13 protein-coding genes are annotated in these 18618 nt (G+C 65.6%); 11 read left to right on the forward strand and 2 right to left on the reverse strand.

What is annotated here, in order from left to right; translation table 11 throughout:
- Positions 1 to 7: 7 nt before the first annotated feature.
- On the forward strand, positions 8 to 379 hold the full coding sequence (locus AC07VH_RS11755) for a YajD family HNH nuclease (RefSeq protein ID WP_034755042.1): 372 nt from the start codon (positions 8 to 10) through the stop codon (positions 377 to 379).
- Positions 380 to 399: 20 nt separating this feature from the next.
- Complete coding sequence (locus tag AC07VH_RS11760) at positions 400 to 1068, forward strand: response regulator (RefSeq protein WP_475413529.1); 669 nt, start codon at positions 400 to 402, stop codon at positions 1066 to 1068.
- Positions 1069 to 1102: 34 nt separating this feature from the next.
- Here AC07VH_RS11760 and AC07VH_RS11765 read toward each other — a convergent pair whose 3' ends face one another.
- Positions 1103 to 3247, reverse strand: a complete 2145-nt coding sequence (locus tag AC07VH_RS11765) for a TonB-dependent receptor domain-containing protein (RefSeq protein ID WP_494787967.1) — start codon at positions 3245 to 3247, stop codon at positions 1103 to 1105.
- 166 nt (positions 3248 to 3413) lie between these two features.
- On the opposite strand from AC07VH_RS11765, the gene AC07VH_RS11770 reads away from it, so the two are divergent.
- The 9 genes from AC07VH_RS11770 to AC07VH_RS11810 all read left to right on the forward strand — a co-directional run bounded on the left by AC07VH_RS11770 (position 3414) and on the right by AC07VH_RS11810 (position 18095).
- Positions 3414 to 4778: a sensor histidine kinase gene (locus AC07VH_RS11770; protein WP_494787968.1), complete on the forward strand. Its 1365-nt coding sequence runs from the start codon at positions 3414 to 3416 to the stop codon at positions 4776 to 4778.
- A 73-nt stretch (positions 4779 to 4851) separates the two neighbouring features.
- Complete coding sequence (locus tag AC07VH_RS11775; RefSeq protein ID WP_494787969.1) at positions 4852 to 6135, forward strand: winged helix-turn-helix domain-containing protein; 1284 nt, start codon at positions 4852 to 4854, stop codon at positions 6133 to 6135.
- The gene (locus tag AC07VH_RS11780; protein ID WP_494787970.1) at positions 6132 to 7124 is read left to right on the forward strand and encodes a DUF2804 domain-containing protein; all 993 of its coding nucleotides are present in this window, start codon (positions 6132 to 6134) and stop codon (positions 7122 to 7124) included. The genes AC07VH_RS11775 and AC07VH_RS11780 overlap by 4 nt, the downstream gene beginning before the upstream one ends.
- A 118-nt stretch (positions 7125 to 7242) precedes the next feature.
- Complete coding sequence (locus AC07VH_RS11785) at positions 7243 to 9909, forward strand: bifunctional acetate--CoA ligase family protein/GNAT family N-acetyltransferase (RefSeq protein WP_475413524.1); 2667 nt, start codon at positions 7243 to 7245, stop codon at positions 9907 to 9909.
- Positions 9910 to 10025: 116 nt separating this feature from the next.
- Positions 10026 to 10691: a hypothetical protein gene (locus AC07VH_RS11790; RefSeq protein WP_494787971.1), complete on the forward strand. Its 666-nt coding sequence runs from the start codon at positions 10026 to 10028 to the stop codon at positions 10689 to 10691.
- Between the two features lie 180 nt (positions 10692 to 10871).
- Complete coding sequence (locus tag AC07VH_RS11795) at positions 10872 to 13451, forward strand: DUF349 domain-containing protein (RefSeq protein ID WP_494787972.1); 2580 nt, start codon at positions 10872 to 10874, stop codon at positions 13449 to 13451.
- The gene (moaE, locus tag AC07VH_RS11800; RefSeq protein WP_494787974.1) at positions 13448 to 13921 is read left to right on the forward strand and encodes a molybdopterin synthase catalytic subunit MoaE; all 474 of its coding nucleotides are present in this window, start codon (positions 13448 to 13450) and stop codon (positions 13919 to 13921) included. The genes AC07VH_RS11795 and moaE overlap by 4 nt, the downstream gene beginning before the upstream one ends.
- Positions 13922 to 14042: 121 nt before the next feature.
- Positions 14043 to 16649: an ATP-dependent chaperone ClpB gene (clpB, locus tag AC07VH_RS11805; RefSeq protein WP_494787975.1), complete on the forward strand. Its 2607-nt coding sequence runs from the start codon at positions 14043 to 14045 to the stop codon at positions 16647 to 16649.
- A 384-nt stretch (positions 16650 to 17033) separates the two neighbouring features.
- Positions 17034 to 18095 carry a polyamine ABC transporter substrate-binding protein gene (locus AC07VH_RS11810; protein WP_475413519.1) on the forward strand — a complete coding sequence of 354 codons (1062 nt, stop codon included), beginning with the start codon at positions 17034 to 17036 and terminating at the stop codon, positions 18093 to 18095.
- 83 nt (positions 18096 to 18178) lie between these two features.
- Here the strand turns inward: AC07VH_RS11810 and AC07VH_RS11815 are convergent, their stop codons facing one another.
- Positions 18179 to 18304 carry a hypothetical protein gene (locus AC07VH_RS11815; RefSeq protein ID WP_255206302.1) on the reverse strand — a complete coding sequence of 42 codons (126 nt, stop codon included), beginning with the start codon at positions 18302 to 18304 and terminating at the stop codon, positions 18179 to 18181.
- Between the last annotated feature and the right edge of the window lie 314 nt (positions 18305 to 18618).

The following is an 18618-nucleotide window of genomic DNA, read 5'->3' on the forward strand; positions in this document are numbered from 1 at the left end:
AGTTGTCATGCAGAGTAAAAAGCCCGACGCGGCAAGACTGGACAAGATCGTGGCCGAAGCGCGCCGCGCCGCCGACCAGCGCGAGAGCGGCTACCGCGAGCGCTCGCTGAAGATGTATCCGTGGGTGTGCGGCCGCTGCATGCGCGAATTTACGCGTGCCAACGTGCAGCAGCTGACGGTGCACCACCGCGACCATAACCACGACAACAATCCGCCCGATGGCAGCAACTGGGAACTGCTGTGCCTGTATTGCCACGACAATGAGCACTCGCGCTACCTGGAAGCGGACCGTGGCGCCGGCCTGCTGTCGGCCGAGGTGGCGCCCGCCACGCACAATCCGTTTGCCGCGCTGGCCGGCCTGATCAAGAAGAAGGACTGAGCGGACCGCGCCGCCTCCCCATGCGCATCCTGCTGACCGAAGACGACCCGCAGCTGGGCCGCGCCACGCAGATCGGCCTGGAACAGGGCGGCTACGCCGTCGACTGGGTCACGAGCGCCGAACACGCGCACACGGCCGTGCGCCTGCACGACTACGGCTGCATCCTGCTCGACCTGGGCTTGCCGGGGCAGGACGGCATGCAGGCGCTGGGCCTGCTGCGCGATAACGGCTACAGCGGCGCCGTGCTGGTCGTCACGGCGCGCGACCAGGTGGGCGAGCGCATCGCCGGCCTGGACGCGGGCGCCGACGACTTTATCGTCAAACCGTTCGACCTCGACGAACTGGCCGCGCGCATCCGCAGCGCCTGCCGCCGCGCCGCGGGCCGCCTGCGCGAGCACCTCGTGCACGGCGACCTGGCGCTCGATATCGCGGACCGTCAGGTGACGCAAGGGGGCGTGCCCGTGACGTTGACGGTGAAGGAATTCCGCATCCTGCAGCTGCTGCTGGAACATGGCGGCCGGGTGCTGAGCCGGGAACAGCTGGAAAAGAACCTGTACAGCTGGGGCGATGAAGTGGAAAGCAATGCCGTGCAAGTGCATATCCACCACCTGCGCAAGAAGCTGGGGCGGGACTTGATACGCACCGTGCATGCGGTCGGCTATTGCATCGACAAGCCCAAAGCGGCCTGACGAAAAAAAGGCGGCCGGGAGGCCGCCCCCTTGATCAGAAATCGACGGTGGCCGACAGCCACAGGCGGCGGCCGTCCAGGCTGTTGACGTAGCGGTTGGCGTAATTCAATGCCGGTGCGCGGTAGGGCTGGTAGTCGATGAAGTCCTTGTTGAGCAGGTTGTACACGGCCGCGTTCAGGGTCACGCGCTGGTTCAGCTGGTAGCTGCTGCCCAGGTGCAGCATGGTGTAGCCCTTGTAGTCGCCCAGCGCGGCCTTGGCGGCGCGCGTGGCGGCCGAGGTGCCCGGATCGCGGAAGCGCTCGCTGCGGTACTCGGCGCGCAGCCAGCCGTTCCATGCGCGCGAGATATCCCACGACAGGCGCGCGTTGACGGCGTGTTTGGGCGTGTCGCTCAGGGGCTTGCCCGCGTTGCTGCCGCTCTTCTGCTCGCTTTCCGTGTACGTGTAGTTGGCGCTGGCCGACAAGGTCTTGCCCAGCGGGAAGCGCGTGTTCAGCTCGACGCCGCGCGTGACGGCCTCGTCCACGTTGACGGACTGGCCAAACGCATCGACGTTGGGCCAGTTGCCGAAGCTGACGCAGCCGGGACGGTTCGGCGATGGACGGTAGCTGCAGTTGACGAGGCCCGTGCCCGTCGTGATCTTGTCCTTGAATGCGTTGTTGAACAGGGAGCCGCTGGCGGTCCAGCCGGCCAGATTGTCGAAGTACGCGCCGATTTCCGTCGTCGTGCTCGTTTCCGGCTTCAGGTCCGGGCTGCCGACGAGCGGGATCGTGCCCTGGCCGCCGAAACCGTTGATGCCTGGCGACAGCTGCTCCACGCGCGGCGTCTTGTAGCCCTTGCTGACGCCGCCCTTGACGGTCCAGCTCGGCGTCGCGTTCCACACGGCATACGCGCGGGGGCTGGTCTGGCCGCCGAAGATGCTGTGGTCGTCATAGCGGGCGCCGAAGGTCAGCGCGAGATGCTCCAGTACTTGCCATTCGTCTTCCGCGAACAGGGCTTTTTGCGTGAACTCGAATTTGCTCGGCGCCACGCCGTCCGTCATGTCCGCCTTCCACCATTGCGCGCCGACGGTCGCCATGTGCTTGCCCAAAGGCATGACCAGCTTGGTGTCGAACACCTGGCTTTCCACTTCCAGGGTGCGCGCGCTGCCGGCGACGGCGCCCGGCGTGCCCGGCGGAATCGTGCGGCCCAGGGTTTCCGTCTTGTTCACCATGTAGCTGCTGTCCAGTGTGCCGAAGCCGAAGCGGCCCGTGTGCGACAGGGTCCACTGGTCGCGCTGGTATTTCTGTTCCGGGCCGTAGCCGCCCTGCAAGCCCACGGTGCCCAGCTGCTGTTTCGAGTTGTCGTAGGTCTGGCGGCCCGCGTCCGCGTCGAGGATGACGGTGTGGTGGCGGTTCGGCGTATAGGCCAGGCGCGCGCCGAAGTTGTCGATGTCCGCGCGCACGGGGTTGGCGCCCATGTTCGGGGTGACTTGCGCACCGGCCACGTTGCTGTAGCGGATGTCGGCCGCGTCGCGGCGCTGCTTGCTGCCGCGCAGGGACAAGCCCAGCAGGTCGGTAGCGATGGGGCCGCTCAGGTAGAAGCGGCCGCTTTTCACGTCGCCGAAGTCCGATTCCTGCTGCGCCGTGTAGTCGGCCGAGACGGAACCCATCCACTGCTTGCCCACCTTGCGCGTGATGATGTTGATCACGCCGCCCATGGCGTCCGAGCCGTACAGGGTCGACATGGGGCCGCGGATGATCTCGATGCGCTCAATGGCGGCCAGCGGCGGCATGAAGCTCGTCTGCGTGCCGCCGAAGCCGTTCGGCGTGACGTTGCCGGCCGCATTCTGGCGGCGTCCGTCGATCAGCACCAGGGTGTAGTCGCTGGGCATGCCGCGGATGCTGATGTTCATGCCGCCCGTCTTGTCGCCCGCCGCGCCCACGTCGATGCCTTCCACGCTTTCCAGCGCCTGCGTCAGGTTGCCGAAGCGTTCCTTCGACAGTTCCTCGCGCGTGAGCACGGTGATCGACGCGGGCGCCTGCTTGATATCCTGCTCGAACCCGGAGGCGGAGACCACTACTTCCGGCATGCTGGCCGGCGTGCCCGTCTGGGCGTGAGCCGGCAGGCAGGACAGGGCGGCCAGAGCCAGGGCCAGTGTGGTGGGGCGCGGCAGGCGCGCGCGGCGGGGGCTGTTGGACATGCAAACTCCTGAAGGGTGAATGAATAATTGCGCTGTATTGGCAAGGGAATGGGAATCATGAAAGCAATAAGAATCATTTACAATTGCGGTCATGGCTACCCAGAAAATATTTCGCTCCGGATCTTGCGCAGAAGTTCTTAAGAGATTCTTAACGGCTGGCGGCGGCGTGAAAACCTGGTCGCTGCGGCGCACCCTGCTGACGGTGCTGCTGGGCCTGACCCTGGCCCTGTGGGTGGGCAGCGCGGCCATCGTGTACGTGGAAGCGCGCCGCGAAAGCCAGGAATTGTTCGACCAGTCGCTGACCGAGACGGGGCATTTGCTGCTGTCGCTGGTGGAAAAGGACGTGCGCGAACACGGCTTGACGGGGCCCATCGACCTGCCGTTGCGCGGCCAGCACAATCCCCACCAGTATTTGCTGTTCAAGGTGCGCGACGCGCGGCAGCGCGTGCTGTACCGCAACGACGCGGCGTCCGACATCGCCCTGTCGCGCAGCGCGCCCGATGGTCTGTCGTGGACCACGATAGGCGGCCAGCGCTGGCGTCTGTTCTCGCTGTGGGACACGCAGCGCACTTTGCAACTGCTGGTGGCCGAGCCGACCAGTCACCGCGACGACATCAGCCGCGGCTTCTTTTACCGCATCGCGCTGTTCGGCCTGCTGCTGGTGGCGCTGGCCACCCTCGCCATCTGGTGGAGCATCCACCGCGTGTTTCGCGTGCTGCAGGCGTCGGCCGATGAAGTCTCGGCGCGCACGCCCGATGAACTGGCCGACGTCAGGCTGGCGGGCGCACCGGACGAACTGCATCCGCTGCTGCTGGAAATTAACCGCCTGTTCGGCAGGGTGCGGCACAGCCGCGACAACGAGCAGCGCTTCACGGCCGATGCGGCGCACGAACTGCGCACGCCGCTGGCCGCCATCAAGACGAATCTGCAAGTGCTGCAGCGGGCCCGCAGCGCGGACGAGCGCGAGGAATTCATCACCGCCCTGGGCGCCAGCGTGGAGCGCGCCACGCGCCTCGTCAACCAGCTGCTGGCGCTGGCGCAGCTCGATCCGCAGGCGCAAGGCCAGGTGGCGCTGGCGCCGGGCGATCTGGCGCACCTGCTGGCGCAGCAGGCGGCCCAGTGGCAGGCGCTGGCCGCGCCGTACAGGCTGTCGCTGAGCGTGAGCATGGCGCCGGCGCCGTGCGCGCTGCATGCGGACAGCCTGCAGATGCTGCTGCGTAACCTGGTCGAGAATGCGCTGCGCTACACGCCGTCGCCGGGCGCCGTCGAGATCAGCTGCGGCGTGGAAGCGGGGCGCAGCTACCTGCGCGTGGCCGATACGGGGCCGGGCATCGCCGAAGAACTGCATGAGCGCGCGTTCGAGCGTTTTGTGCGCCTGGTGCAGGTGGAAAGTGCGACGCAGCTGCCCGGCAGCGGGCTGGGGCTGTCCATCGTGCGGCGCATCGCCGAGCGGCATGGCGCGGCCATCGTGCTGGGCGCCGGCCTGCAGGGCAGGGGGCTGGCGGTGACGCTGGTGTTTCCCGCCGCGTAGCGTGGCTGCCGGCTGCGCGATCCGATAGCGATAAAACGCACAAGGCGCGTCCGGAATGCGGTATCTTTCTGTTATGCACAGCCCACACCAACCCATTCCTCCCGACCTCTCCCCGCTATCGCTGGCCGCCGCGCGCGCCTTGCACCTGGCCGCGCAGGGCTTGCTGCAGACGCGGCGTAAAAAAGCCGTGAAGGCCGACGTGCTGGCCGCCATCCGCCAGATGGGCGTGCTGCAGATCGACACCATCCACGTGGTGGCGCGCAGCCCCTACCTGGTGTTGTGGAGCCGGCTGGGCGACTATCCGCAGCCGTGGCTGGAGCAATTGCTGGCCGAGGGCGCGCTGTTCGAATACTGGGCCCATGAAGCCTGCTTCGTGCCCATCGAGGACTATGGCTTGTACCGTCACCGCATGCTGGATCCCGCCGCCATGGGCTGGAAGTATTCCGTCAAATGGATGGCCGATCAGGGGGATGCCGTCGCTGCGGTGCTCGAGCATATCCGCGCCAACGGCGCCGCGCGCTCGGCGGACTTCGAGCGCACGGATGGCCAGGCGGGCGGCTGGTGGAGCTGGAAGCCGGAAAAGCGTTCGCTCGAAGTGCTGTTTACGTCGGGCGTGCTGATGATCGCCAAGCGGCATCAGTTCCAGCGCTATTACGACCTCGCCGAACGCATTTTGCCGGGCTGGCACGACGGCTTGCTGCCGCCCGAGGACGAGGTGCGCCGCCACCTGCTGCTGGCCAGCGTGAAGGCGCTGGGCCTGGCGCGGGCCAGCTGGATCAGCGACTACTTCCGCACCAAACAGTCGCGCGCCAGCCTGGCGCATGATCTGCAGGCGCTGGTGGACGAGGGCGCGCTGCTGCGCTGCGCGGTGGCCGGCTGGGAGGATGACGTCTACGTGCATGCCGAGCATGGGGAGTTGCTGCGCGCGGCGGCGGCCGGCAAGCTGGCGCCCACCTTGACGACGATCCTGTCGCCGTTCGACCCCGTCGTCTGGGACCGTCGCCGCGCGCTGGAACTGTTCGGTTTCGACTACCGGCTCGAGTGCTACACGCCGGCCGAGAAGCGCCGCTATGGCTATTTCACGCTGCCTATCCTGCGCCGCGGCGCGCTGGTGGGACGCCTGGACGCCAAGGCGCACCGCGCGCAGGGGCGCTTCGAGATCAAGTCGCTGGCGCTGGAAGACGGCGTGCGCCCCAGTCCCCGCCTGGTGCAGGACGTGGCCGGCGCCGTGCGGCGCCTGGCGCTCTGGCATGCCTGTCCGCAGATTGACATCGCGCAGGCGCAGCCGGCAGCCTTCGGCGCGCAGCTGGCCGAGGCCCTGCACGATGGCGGCCAAGGGGAAAGGCGGGCCGCATGATGCTGCCGCAGGCTCCGCCCGAACTGCTCGACGCCGACGGCCAGCCCCGTTTCGGCCGCTACACGGGGCAATTGGACGCCTTCGACTGGGCCGCGCTGGCGCCGCCGCACGCGCGCGGCGCCCTCTGGCGGTTGTTCCACCACAAGCGCTGGCATTACGTGGCCCTGTCGACGCCGGCCGTGTTCTGCGGCGTGGCCATCGTCGACCTGGGCTGGACCAGCACGGCGTTCGCGTATGCCTTCGACCGCCACAAGGGCAAGATCGTGGCGAGCTTTTCGCAGGATGGCGTCCCCGGCCTGTGCGCCACGGTGGCGCCGCATGCGGGCGCCTCCAGCCGTTTCCGCTTCCTCTCGCAAGCGATCTCCATCGAGGCGCAGCCGCAGCAGCGCTACCGTTTGCGGCTCGCGTGCGGCCACTTCGGCATCGACGCGGAATGCGGCCCGCCCGTGGCGCCCACCCTGCTGGCCGTGGGACCCGTGGGCGAGGGCGGCAGCGTGCATGCGACGCAAAAATCGGGCGGCCTGCCCTTGTGGGGCAGCGTGCGCTGCGGCGCCGTCGGCTACAGCCTCGATGACGGCGTGGCCAGCTTCGATTATTCGAACGGCTTGCTGGCGCGCGAGACGGAATGGCGCTGGGCCTCCGCGCACAGCCTGGATCTGGGTTTCAACCTGCAGGCCGGCTATTTCGGCGCGCATGAAAATGCGCTGTGGCTCGATGGTCAGCTGTATCCGCTGGGCCGCGCGCATTTCGACTTCAATCCCGACAACCCGCTGGCGCCGTGGCACGTATGGACGGACGACGATCTGCTGGACCTGCACTTCAAGCCGGAAGGAGCGCGGCGCGAGGATAAAAACCTGTGGATCGCCGCCAGCCGCTACATCCAGCCCATCGGCACCTTCAGCGGCTGGGTGCGCACCAGCGCGGACTCGCCCAAGCGCATCGTGGCGCAGCTGGCGGGCGTGACGGAAAGCCACCGCTCGCGCTGGTAGGCGCGAGCGGGTTTTTCGTGAAACGCTACGCAAAGTCAAATTTTTTTGGCAACGCATCCGATACACTGGGGCGTAGTCGCTTCGGCAATCCCGCTCCGGCAATCCATGAGGCCAGAACATGAGTATCCGTAATCTCGACAAGCTGTTCAAGCCGGCCTCGGTGGCCCTGATCGGCGCCACGGCGCGCGAGCGCAAGCTGGGCGCCATCGCCCTGTACAACCTGCTGGGCGGGGGATATCAAGGCGACATCTGGCCCGTCAATCCCAAGTACGACGAGCTGATGGGCCTGAAATGCTACCGCAAGCTGGCGCACCTGCCCAAGGCGCCCGACCTGGCCATCATCTGCACGCCGCCCGCCACCATCACGGCGCTGATCCGCGAACTGGGCGCGCTGGGCACGCGCGCCGCCATCGTCATGACGTCGGGCCTCGATCCCGTGCGCGAGCAGTCGCTGCGCCTGGCCATGCTGAAGGCGGCCAAACCGCATTTGTTGCGCATCCTGGGCCCCAACAGCATGGGGCTGCTGGTGCCCAAACTGGGCTTGAACGCCAGCTTCGCCCACGTCGGCGCGACGAGCGGCAAGATCGCCTTCGTGTCGCAATCGGGCGCGCTGGTGTCGGGCGTGCTCGACTGGGCCAATGCGCACGGCGTGGGCTTTTCCAAGTTCATTTCGCTGGGCGCCAGCTACGATATCGATTTCGGCGACCTGCTCGACTACCTGGCCGGCGACGTCGACACGGCTGCCATCCTGCTGTACATGGAAGACATCCAGGCGGCGCGAAAATTCATGTCGGCGGCGCGGGCGGCCGCGCGCAGCAAGCCCGTCATCGTGCTGAAAGCGGGGCGCGAGGCGGAAGGCGCGGCCATGGCGGCCTGGCATACGGGCGCGCTGGCCGGTTCCGACGCCGTGTACGACGCGGCCATCCGCCGCGCCGGCATGCTGCGCGTGTACTCGGCCGAGGAACTGTTCGACGCCGTGGAAACGCTCACGCACATCCGCGCGCAGCGCGGCGAGCGCCTGGCGATTTTGTGCAACGGCGGCGGCCTGGGCGTGATGGCCACCGATGCGCTGGTGGGCAGCGGCGGCAAGCTGGCCGAGCTGTCGCCCGATACCGTGATCGCGCTGGAAAAGGCGCTGCCACGCGGGTGGTCGCACGACAACCCCGTCGGCTTGCCCGGCGACGCGGCCGTGCAGCGCTATGCCGACGCCATCAAGCCCCTGCTCGACGAGCCGCAGGCGGACGCCTTGCTGCTGCTGCACGCGCCCACGGCCATGGTCTCTTCGATCGACATCGCCGAAGCCGTCACGCCGCTGATCAAGGCCACCTCGCGCACGGTGCTGTCGTGCCTGTTGGGCGGCACCACCGTGGCGCCCGCGCGCCAGGTCTTCAATCGCGCCGGCATTCCCACCTACGACACGCCGGAAAAAGCCGTGCATGGCTTCATGCAGATCGTGCAGTACCGGCGCAACCAGGAAACCCTGATGCAGGTGCCGGCGCAGCTGCCCATGTCGGCCACGCCGCGCCGCGCGCGCGTGCGCGAAATCGTCGCCGCCGCGCTGGCGGCCGGCCAGACGGTGCTCGGCGAATGCCGCTCGAAGGAGATTCTGGCCGCCTACGGCATTCCCGTCGCCACCACGCGCATGGCGGCCGACGTGGAAGAGGCGCTGGCCGTGGCGGCGGACATCGGCTATCCCGTCGCGCTGAAGATCCATTCGCCCGACATCGCCCACAAATCCGACGTGGGCGGCGTGGCGCTCGACCTCGACACGCCCGATATCCTGCGCACGGCCGCCGCCGCCATGCTCAAGCGCGTGCGCCGCATGCGGCCCGATGCGCTGATCGACGGTTTTACGGTGCAGCAGATGGCGCGCCGGCCGCAATCGCATGAATTGATCGTCGGCGTCACGACGGACGCCGCCTTCGGTCCCGTGATCCTGGTGGGGCAGGGCGGCATCGCCGTGGAAGTGACGGCCGACCATGCGATCGGCCTGCCGCCGCTGAACATGGTGCTGGCGCGCGACATGCTGGCGCGCACGCGCGTGTCGAAGCTGCTGGCCGGCTACCGCAGCCAGCCGCCGGCCGATATCGACGCCATCTGCTACACGCTGATCCAGGTGGCCGAACTGGTGGCCGACATCGGCGAGCTGGCCGAACTCGACATCAATCCGCTGGTGGCCGACGCGGACGGCGTGATCGCGCTCGACGCGCGCATCCGCCTGCAGCCGGGCCAGCAGCGCGACCGCCTGGCCATCCGCCCGTATCCGCAGGAACTGGAAGAGCAGGTGACGTGGATGGATCAATCGATCCTGCTGCGCCCCATCCGCCCCGAGGATGCGCCGCAGCACATGGATCTGTTCCACGCGCTGGACCCGGACGACGTGCGCCTGCGCTTTTTTACCTCCATGCGCGAGCTGCCCGTGTCGCAGCTGGCGCGCCTGACGCAGATCGATTACGACCGCGCCATGGCCTTCATCGCCACGCACACGGGGCCGGACGGCAAGCCGGAAACCCTGGGCGTGGTGCGCGCCGTGGCCGACCCGGACAATATCCACGCCGATTTCGCCATCGCCGTGCGCTCGGCCCTGAAGGGCAAGGGCCTGGGCCACATCCTGTTCGAAAAGCTGGTCGACTATTTCCGCAGCCGGGGCACGGAAGCGCTGGTGGGCGAGGCGATGGCGCGCAACAAGGGCATGCAGCGGCTGGTGAAAAGCTTTGGCGGCGAAGTCACGCCATCGGAAGAGCCTGGCGTCGTCAACCTGCATATCGGCCTGCGCGCGCCGTAAAAGAAAGCGCGGCTGGCCCGCTGCGGGTTTGTGCAGGATCAAACCCATCCCTGTCGGTAGTCTTTACACTTTCACTTCCAGGATCAGACATCCAGCGCGTTTTCGGGAGTGAGTGCATGCTTACGGCAACATACATATTGGTTTCCCTGTCGGTGGAACAGGCCAGCATCCGCATCAGCCTGCTGGCTTTTCAGAAGTACATGCATGTGCAGTTGCGCCAGCAGAGCAGGCTCAGCCTGGCGCAGCTGCAGTACGCGGGCGACTGGCTGAACCGGCTGTACCAGGGCGGCTACTGGCGCAAGGTGGAAATGTATCTGGTGCCCGCCATCCGCCAGGCCGCGCCGCATGCGGACGGCTTGCTCGACGAAATCAATGGCTTGAACCACGTGGCGCTGGAAAGCATCAATATGGTGCAGCAGGGCGCGGGCGCCGCCATCGACCATTCCGAATTGCAGGCCGGGCAGCTGTGTGCGGCCATCGACGCCTTTTGCGCGGCCTTGCTGCAGCGTCTGGAAAAAGAAGAGCGCGAACTGTTCGCGCTGGCGCGCAAGGTCATCGTGGGCGAAGCGTGGTTTGCCATCGCCTATCAGTTCCTCGCCTACGATGCGCGCGCACAGGAGGCGCGCCGCGGCAAGGCGCAGGTGCTGCCCTTTGTCTTGCCGGCGCCTTTGCCGACATCCTTGCCGACGCCGGGCGCGCCTGCCACCGACGGGGAAAACGCCGAGGCCGGCGGCGCAGCGGCGCAGCTCGCACCGTCACCGCCGCTGCGCGCGCAGGCTTGAACGGGTAGCGAGCGCACACCCCGGCAGGCCCGCCTGTGCCAGGGTGGTTTTATTGCCGGGCACATGGCGCCGTCATAGGGAAAATATTCATTTTAGTCATTTGATAACTTGTTCAGCCCTGTCCGATGCAATACCCCGGGCTTTGTTATGATGGTGGTTTTGATCCACGCGAAACCCGTCATGTTCGAATTTCTCTTCAAGCGTTCTGCCAGCAAGACTGCCGTCCCCGATCCTGTCGTGGCAGAACAGGCCGCCGCCTCGGCGCAGAGCGCATCGCGCCGCGCCGAACAGGTTGCGCGTGCCCATGCCGTGGCGGGCGACGAAGCCGCCGCCTGTGAATTCATCCTGTCCAGCGAATTTGCCGATGCCCGCTTGATCGCGGCCGAACACGTCCATAGCTTGCCCCTGCTGGAAAAAGTCCACCACGCCATGCGCAATACGGACCGCCGCGTTGCCAAGCTGATGCAGGGCCGCATCGACCTGATCCGTCATCAGGCCGCCGAGACGCAACGCGCGCAGGCCAGCATCGAGACGGCCCAGCGCCTGTTGAACGATGAAAAGCTGAGCCCGAACCAGGTTGCCGAGCTGGACCGCCAATGGCAAGTCATCAAGGCCACGCCCGAACTGGAGAGCGCCTTTGCCGCCGCGCGCGCCGCGCTGGCCGCCCGCCTGGAAGCGCAGGTGGTGCTGCAGCGCGCCGTAATCGATGCCGTGGGTGCCATGCGCGCGCTGGCCAGCAATGGCCAGTCCGCCAGCGACTTGGCGCAGGCGCTGGCCCGCCTGGACGCGGAACATGCGCAGCATGCGCAATCGCCCGAGCGCGCTTCCTTGCCGAAACACCTGGAGAGCGATTTCATCCAGGCGCGCGAACAGGCGCAGTCCGCCTTGCAGGCGCTGCAGCAGCACCAGGCCGTGTTCGACGCGCGCCAGGCTGCTCTGACCGAATGGCAGGCGCAGGACGCCGCCACCCTGGACGCCGATGTGTTGAAACGCACGTGGCAAGCCTTGCCGCGCCTGCCCGAATCGAGTTTGTCCGACAGCCTGCAGCAGCAATTTGCGGCCCTGCTGGCCAGTGCCCCAGCGCCTGTCGTTCCTGCTGCAGACGTGGATGCGCCAGCGCATGCGGAACCGGCGCCGCGCAAGCCGCGCCAGGAACACGCGCCCGTGTCGAAGGAAGCGACGGAGCAGTTCTTCAAGACCCTCGACGCCATGGAAGCGGCCTTACAGGAAGGCTTGCTGCACGTGGCGTCCGAGCATGACAAGACCTTGCGCGATAGCAAGCATGGCCGCTTGACGCCGGCCCAGTCCGACCGCCTGGCCCATGTGCGCGCGCAATTCAAGCAATTGGCCGACTGGGCGCGCTGGGGCGGCAACGTGTCGCGCGAGGAACTGGTCAAGGCGGGCGAGGAATTGCCGGCGCAGCAATTGCCAATGGCCGAGCTGGCCAAGAAAGTGGGCAGCCTGCGCGAGCGCTGGAAGTCGCTCGACACCTTGTCCGGCCCCGCGCCGAAATCCCTGTGGGAGCGTTTCGACGCCGCCTGCAGCGTGGCGTACGCGCCGGCGGCCCAGCATTTCAAGCAACTGGCCGAAGAGCGCCACGGCAATGCGGCCAAGGCCCAGGAGCTGATCGCGGAAACGGCGGCCCTGGCGGCCGAAGAGAGTACCGACTGGAAACATGTCGCTTCCGCCTCGCAGCGCTTGCGCCAGGCGTGGACGCGCCTGGGCACCATCGACCGCAAGGAAAAGAAACGCCTGGATACGGAATTCGGCGCCGCGCTGGACGCCCTGTCCAAGCCGCTCGATACGCAGCGCCAGATCGAGACGGCGCGCCGCGAGCAATTGATCGTCGAAGTGGGCCTGCTCAAGCCATCGGAGCGCAACACGGTCGACATGCTGAAAGCCTTGCAGGATAAATGGCAGGAGCTGGCCAAGGCCCTGCCGCTGGAACGCCGCGCGGAACAGGCGCTGTGGCAGCGTTTCCGCGCCGCCTGCGACGATATCTTCGCCAAGCGCAAGGAAACGGCCCACGCGGCCGACCACGAGCGCCGCGAACACCTGCATGCGCGCGAAGCGCTGTGCGCCGCGCTGGAAACGGCCGTCGTGCCCGAGGGCGACGACAAGGCCCGTACGGCCTTCATCAACCACTTGCTGCGCGACACGCGCGCCGCCTGGAACGTCACCGGCCCCGTGCCGCGCGCCAGCGAAGCGAAGATCGAACAGCGCTACCAGGCGGCTGTTGCCGGCGTGCAAGCGCAGGCGGACGCCATCGCCGAACGCGCCGGCGCCGCGCAGGCCAACGCCTTGCGCGACAAGCTGCGCCTGGTGCAATCGCTGGAAGCCGCGCTGGCCGATGGCGGTGCCGGCGCCGACGCGCAAGCCTGGTCCGAGCGCTGGAGCGCCTTGCCGCCGCTGGACGCCCAGTACGAACGCAGCCTGCAGCAGCGCTTTGCCGCCGCCCAGGCCGCGCTGGGCGAGGGCGCTGCCGCCTACGTGCGGCAATTGCAGGCCAACCAGGAGCGCCTGCTCGCTGAAGTGTTGCGCCTGGAAATCGTCGCCGGCGTCGACAGCGGCGCCGAATTTGCCCGCGACCGCCTGAAAATGCAGGTGGAAGTGCTGCAATCGTCGCTCAAATCGGGCCAGAAGCCGCTCACGCAAGTGTCGCAGCTGATGCAGCTGTGCGCGATTGCCGCCGCCACCGATGCGCGCACGGCCAGCCGCATCGAAACCCTGCTGCGCCGCATCGGAGGCCATGCGAAATGAGCACTTCCGTCCGCGTCCAGCACGCTGATTTTGACTTGAGTCAAGAAATCGCACAATTGCGTGCAGGCAACCCCAAGGTGGGCGCCGTCGTCGGCTTCGTCGGCACGGTGCGCGACATGAACGAAGGGCTGGACGTGGCCGCGATGGAGCTCGAGCACTATCCGGGCATGACGGAAAAGTCCATTGTAGCCATCATCGAGCAGGCGCGGGAGCGCTGGCCCCTGTCCGGCGCGCTGGTGATCCACCGCGTGGGGCCCTTGCTGCCGCAGGAGCAGATCGTGCTGGTGGCGGTCTCGTCCGCGCACCGGGGCGAGGCGTTCGCCGCCTGTGAATTCATCATCGATTACCTGAAGACGGAAGCGCCGTTCTGGAAGAAGGAAGACACGCCCGAAGGGGCGCGCTGGGTCGATGCGCGCGACAGCGACGAGACGGCCCTGGACAAGTGGGCCGTAAAAGCAAGCGCCATTTGAAGCGAACGCGACCCGCACCGTAGCATTTGCCAAAATGCATCAGTTTTCTGCTTTGTGTATGCTTGAAAAGCACTGCCTCACCCCAATTTGGTTAACAACTAATTAACCGGGAGCGCTTTTCATGCGACAAGATAAACTGACTACCAAGCTACAAGAAGCCCTGGCCGATGCGCAAAGCTTGGCCGTGGGCAACGACAACCCCTATATCGAACCAGTCCACCTGCTGACGACCCTGTTGAACCAGGACGATGGCGGCGCCCGCTCGCTGTTGCAGCGGGCCGGCGTCAACGTGGGCGGCCTGTCCAAGGCCCTGGGCGCCTCGATCGAACGCTTGCCGAAGGTCTCCGGCACGGGCGGCGACGTGCAGGTCAGCCGCGAATTCGTGGCATTGCTGAACCTGGCCGACAAGGAATCGCAAAAGGCGGGCGACCAGTTCGTGTCCAGCGAAATGGTCTTGCTGGCCATGACGGACGACAAATCCGACTGCGGCAAGCTGGCGCGCGAAAACGGCCTGACCCGCAAGGCCCTGGAAGCGGCCATCGACGCTGTGCGCGGCGGCAACAAGGTCGACTCGCAAGAGGCCGAAGGCCAGCGCGAAGCCCTGAAAAAATACACCTTGGACCTGACGGAGCGGGCGCGCAAGGGCAAGCTCGACCCTGTGATCGGCCGCGACGATGAAATCCGCCGCACCATCCAGATCCTGCAGCGCCGCAGCAAGAACAACCCCGTGCTGATCGGCGAGCCGGGCGTGGGCAAGACGGCCATCGTCGAAGGACTGGCGCAGCGCATCGTCAATGGCGAAGTGCCCGAATCGCTGAAAGGCAAGCGCGTGCTGGCGCTGGACATGGCCGCCCTGGTTGCCGGTGCCAAGTTCCGCGGCGAGTTCGAAGAGCGCCTGAAGTCCGTGCTCAAGGAACTGGCCATGGATGAAGGGCAAACCATCGTCTTCATCGACGAGATGCACACCATGGTGGGCGCGGGCAAGGCCGACGGCGCGATGGATGCGGGCAATATGCTGAAACCGGCGCTGGCGCGCGGCGAGCTGCACTGCGTGGGCGCCACGACCCTCGACGAGTACCGCAAGTACATCGAGAAGGATGCCGCGCTCGAACGCCGCTTCCAGAAAGTGCTCGTCGACGAACCGACCGTGGAAGCGACCATCGCCATCTTGCGCGGCTTGCAGGATAAGTATGCGCTGCATCACAAGGTGGAAATCACGGACGCGGCCATCATCGCGGCCGCCGAGTTGTCGCACCGTTACATCACGGACCGTTTCCTGCCCGACAAGGCGATCGACCTGATCGACGAGGCGGCCGCGAAGATCAAGATCGAGATCGATTCGAAGCCGGAAGTGATGGACAAGCTGGAACGCCGTCTGATCCAGCTCAAAATCGAGCGCGAAGCCGTCAAGAAGGAAAAGGACGAAGCGTCGTTGCGCCGCCTGGGCCTGATCGAGGAAGAGATCCTCAAGCTGCAGCGCGAATACAATGACTTCGAGGAAATCCTGAAGGCGGAAAAAGCCGTGGTGCAGGGCAGCACGCACATCAAGGAAGAGATCGAGCTAGTCAAGCTGCAGATGGAGCAGGCCACGCGCGAAAGCAACTGGCAGAAAGTGTCGGAATTGCAATACGGCAAGCTGCCGCAGCTGGAAGCCCAGCTCAAGCAGGCTGACAGCGGCATGCCCAAGCTCGATCCCGACCAGCCGAAGCTGCTGCGCACGGAAGTGGGCGCCGAGGAAATCGCCGAAGTGGTGTCGCGCGCGACGGGCATTCCCGTGTCGCGCATGATGCAGGGCGAACGCGACAAGCTGCTGCACATCGAAGAGAAGCTGCATGAGCGCGTCGTGGGCCAGGATGAAGCGATCACGGCCGTGGCCGACGCCATCCGCCGCTCGCGCGCGGGCCTCTCCGATCCGAACCGTCCCTATGGTTCCTTCATGTTCCTGGGGCCGACGGGTGTCGGTAAAACCGAGCTGAGCAAGGCGCTGGCGACCTTCCTGTTCGATACGGAAGAATCGATGATCCGCATCGACATGAGCGAGTTCATGGAGAAGCATTCCGTGGCCCGTCTGATCGGCGCGCCGCCTGGCTACGTGGGCTACGACGAGGGCGGCTACCTGACGGAAGCCGTGCGCCGCAAGCCGTACAGCGTGATCCTGCTCGACGAAGTGGAAAAGGCGCATGCCGACGTCTTCAACGTGCTGCTGCAAGTGCTCGACGACGGACGCATGACGGACGGCCAGGGCCGCACGGTGGACTTCAAGAATACCGTCATCATCATGACCTCGAACCTGGGTTCGCACAAGATCCAGGCGATGGAAAGCGATGATCCCGGTGTCGTGAAGCTGGCCGTGATGGCCGAGGTACGCTCGCACTTCCGTCCCGAGTTCGTCAACCGCATCGACGAAATCGTCGTGTTCCACGGCCTCGACGAGAAAAACATCGGCGCGATCGCGAAGATCCAGCTGAAGATTCTCGAAGAACGCCTGGAACGCATGGACATGCAGCTGAGCCTGACGGACGCGGCACTGCAGCAAATCGCCGAAGCGGGCTACGACCCGGTGTATGGCGCCCGTCCGTTGAAGCGGGCGATCCAGCAGCAGATCGAAAATCCGCTGTCGAAGCTGATCCTGGAAGGCCGCTTCGGGCCGAAAGACGAGATCCGCATCGACGCCCAGAACGGCAACCTGGTGTTTACGGGTGCGCAGGTGGGGCTGGACAAGGTGTAATGCTGGCTGGTCAGTCCCTGCGGGATTGGAAGCTACCCCATTGGGGCAGCTTCCCCCGTCGGGTCTGACCCCCAGTTTTACGGCATTTGCAGTGAGGAAGATTTGCGACGATTTGCGACGTCTAACAAAACCGTAGCGAGCGGCAGTGATTTGTGGCAGAGAAGCGCAACCGTACTCTAGTACGGTGAGCATCGCCGGCCGCAAAGCGCGACGCGCAGTAGGTTTTGTTAGACGTCCTCAGGCAGGGCGCGATCGGGCTAGACCTGATCGCGCCCTTCTTGCTATCATCGTCACTATTTTCTGACTAATTCCGGAGGCGGTACGATGGCAAACACATGGCGAGCAGGACGGCGCATTGGACTGGGACTGACCTTGGCGGCGGCCATGCTGGCATTGTCTGCCCAAGCTCAGGCGCAGGAAGAGAAGGTCCTGAACATCTATAACTGGTCGGACTATATCGGCGACGATACGATCAAGAATTTTGAGAAGGAAACGGGCATCAAGGTGCGCTACGACGTTTTCGACAATAACGAAATCCTCAATGCGAAACTGGTGGCGGGCAAGTCCGGCTACGACATCGTCGTGCCGACGGCCCAGTGGGCGCGGCTGCAGATCGATGCGGGCCTGCTGCGCAAGCTCGACAAGAGCAAGCTGACGAACCTGGGCAACCTGGACCCGAACCTGCAGGCGAAGCTGTCGAAGATCGACCCGAACAACGATTACCTGGTCGACTGGCTGTGGGGCTACACGACGGTGGGCATCAACGTCAACAAGGTCAAGGCCGCGCTGGGCGGCATGCCCATGCCCGACAACGCCTGGGATTTGATCTTCGACCCGAAATACGCGGCCAAGCTGAAATCGTGCGGCGTGTCCTTCCTCGATTCGCCGTCGGAAGTGCTGCCGGCCGCCCTGCAATATCTGGGCAAGCCCGCCTACTCGAAAACGGCCGCCGACTACCAGGAAGCGGGCAAGGTGCTGCAGGCGATCCGCCCCTACGTAACGCTGTTCAGCTCGTCGGGCTACATCAATGACATGGCCAACGGCTCCGTCTGCGTGGCGCTGGGCTGGTCGGGCGACATCAATATCGCGCGCCAGCGCGCCATCGACGCGAAGAACGGCAACGTGATCCAGGTGCTGGTGCCGAAGACGGCCGCCCTGATGTTCGACACCATGGCCATTCCCGCCGACGCGCCGCACCCGAACAATGCGCACCTGTTCATCAACTACATCCTGCGTCCGCAAGTGCATGCCAGCCTGAGCAACAAGGTGTTCTACGCGAATCCTAACCTGGCCAGCATCAAGTATGTACGCAAGGACATCGGCGAGAACAAGGCCATCTTCCTGCCGGACGCGGACAAGCAGCGCATGGCCGCGCCGGAAGCGACCACGGCCGATATCCGCCGCCTGATGACGCGCATCTATACGAAGTTCAAAACGGGAGTTTGAGGCTGGAGCGTAAATACAAGGATGGCGCGAGGGACGGGCCTGTAGGCCGTCGCTGGCGCCATGCGATATTGCCGAGGTGAACACTACTCGTGGTAGCGGTCCATCAGCTTATGGTGACTGCCGCGCATTTCTTCGACCAGTTCAAAGGCGACGAAGCCGATGATGGCGGCGAAGATGGCGATGAAGAGAAAAACGAGGAAGGTTAACATGGTCTTTCAGCCGCCGTTGGACGGCTGTCCGCTGGGTTGCTCAATGTGCCGGAGCAGCGCTCCAGCACGTAGTTGATGCAATTAAACTCTAGCAGATCGGCAGCGCTTTACAAGGCTGCTGAGTTGCAATTCCTGCCAGTATTTGTCCCAGCGCACTTTTTGCGCATTTTCTGCTTCAGTCCCCCTATTTCACCACCCTGATTTCACTACCAAGTCATGCGCCATCACGGCCTTCAAATAGACGCTGACGGGGTCGCCAGGCTCGCGCTGGGAGAACCTGTCCATCCTGCGCTGGCCTTGCGCATTTCCCTGTT

This window comes from Janthinobacterium sp. GW821-FHT03C10, assembly GCF_059420865.1.

What these genes read in the sequence shown, in the direction of transcription:
- AC07VH_RS11755 (WP_034755042.1), top strand. Translation starts at nt 8, where the DNA reads ATGCAGAGTAAAAAGCCCGACGCGGCAAGACTGGACAAGATCGTGGCC.
- AC07VH_RS11760 (WP_475413529.1), top strand. Translation starts at nt 400, where the DNA reads ATGCGCATCCTGCTGACCGAAGACGACCCGCAGCTGGGCCGCGCCACG.
- AC07VH_RS11765 (WP_494787967.1), bottom strand. Translation starts at nt 3,247, where the DNA reads ATGTCCAACAGCCCCCGCCGCGCGCGCCTGCCGCGCCCCACCACACTG.
- AC07VH_RS11775 (WP_494787969.1), top strand. Translation starts at nt 4,852, where the DNA reads ATGCACAGCCCACACCAACCCATTCCTCCCGACCTCTCCCCGCTATCG.
- AC07VH_RS11780 (WP_494787970.1), top strand. Translation starts at nt 6,132, where the DNA reads ATGATGCTGCCGCAGGCTCCGCCCGAACTGCTCGACGCCGACGGCCAG.
- AC07VH_RS11785 (WP_475413524.1), top strand. Translation starts at nt 7,243, where the DNA reads ATGAGTATCCGTAATCTCGACAAGCTGTTCAAGCCGGCCTCGGTGGCC.
- AC07VH_RS11790 (WP_494787971.1), top strand. Translation starts at nt 10,026, where the DNA reads ATGCTTACGGCAACATACATATTGGTTTCCCTGTCGGTGGAACAGGCC.
- AC07VH_RS11795 (WP_494787972.1), top strand. Translation starts at nt 10,872, where the DNA reads ATGTTCGAATTTCTCTTCAAGCGTTCTGCCAGCAAGACTGCCGTCCCC.
- moaE (WP_494787974.1), top strand. Translation starts at nt 13,448, where the DNA reads ATGAGCACTTCCGTCCGCGTCCAGCACGCTGATTTTGACTTGAGTCAA.
- clpB (WP_494787975.1), top strand. Translation starts at nt 14,043, where the DNA reads ATGCGACAAGATAAACTGACTACCAAGCTACAAGAAGCCCTGGCCGAT.
- AC07VH_RS11810 (WP_475413519.1), top strand. Translation starts at nt 17,034, where the DNA reads ATGCTGGCATTGTCTGCCCAAGCTCAGGCGCAGGAAGAGAAGGTCCTG.
- AC07VH_RS11815 (WP_255206302.1), bottom strand. Translation starts at nt 18,304, where the DNA reads ATGTTAACCTTCCTCGTTTTTCTCTTCATCGCCATCTTCGCCGCCATC.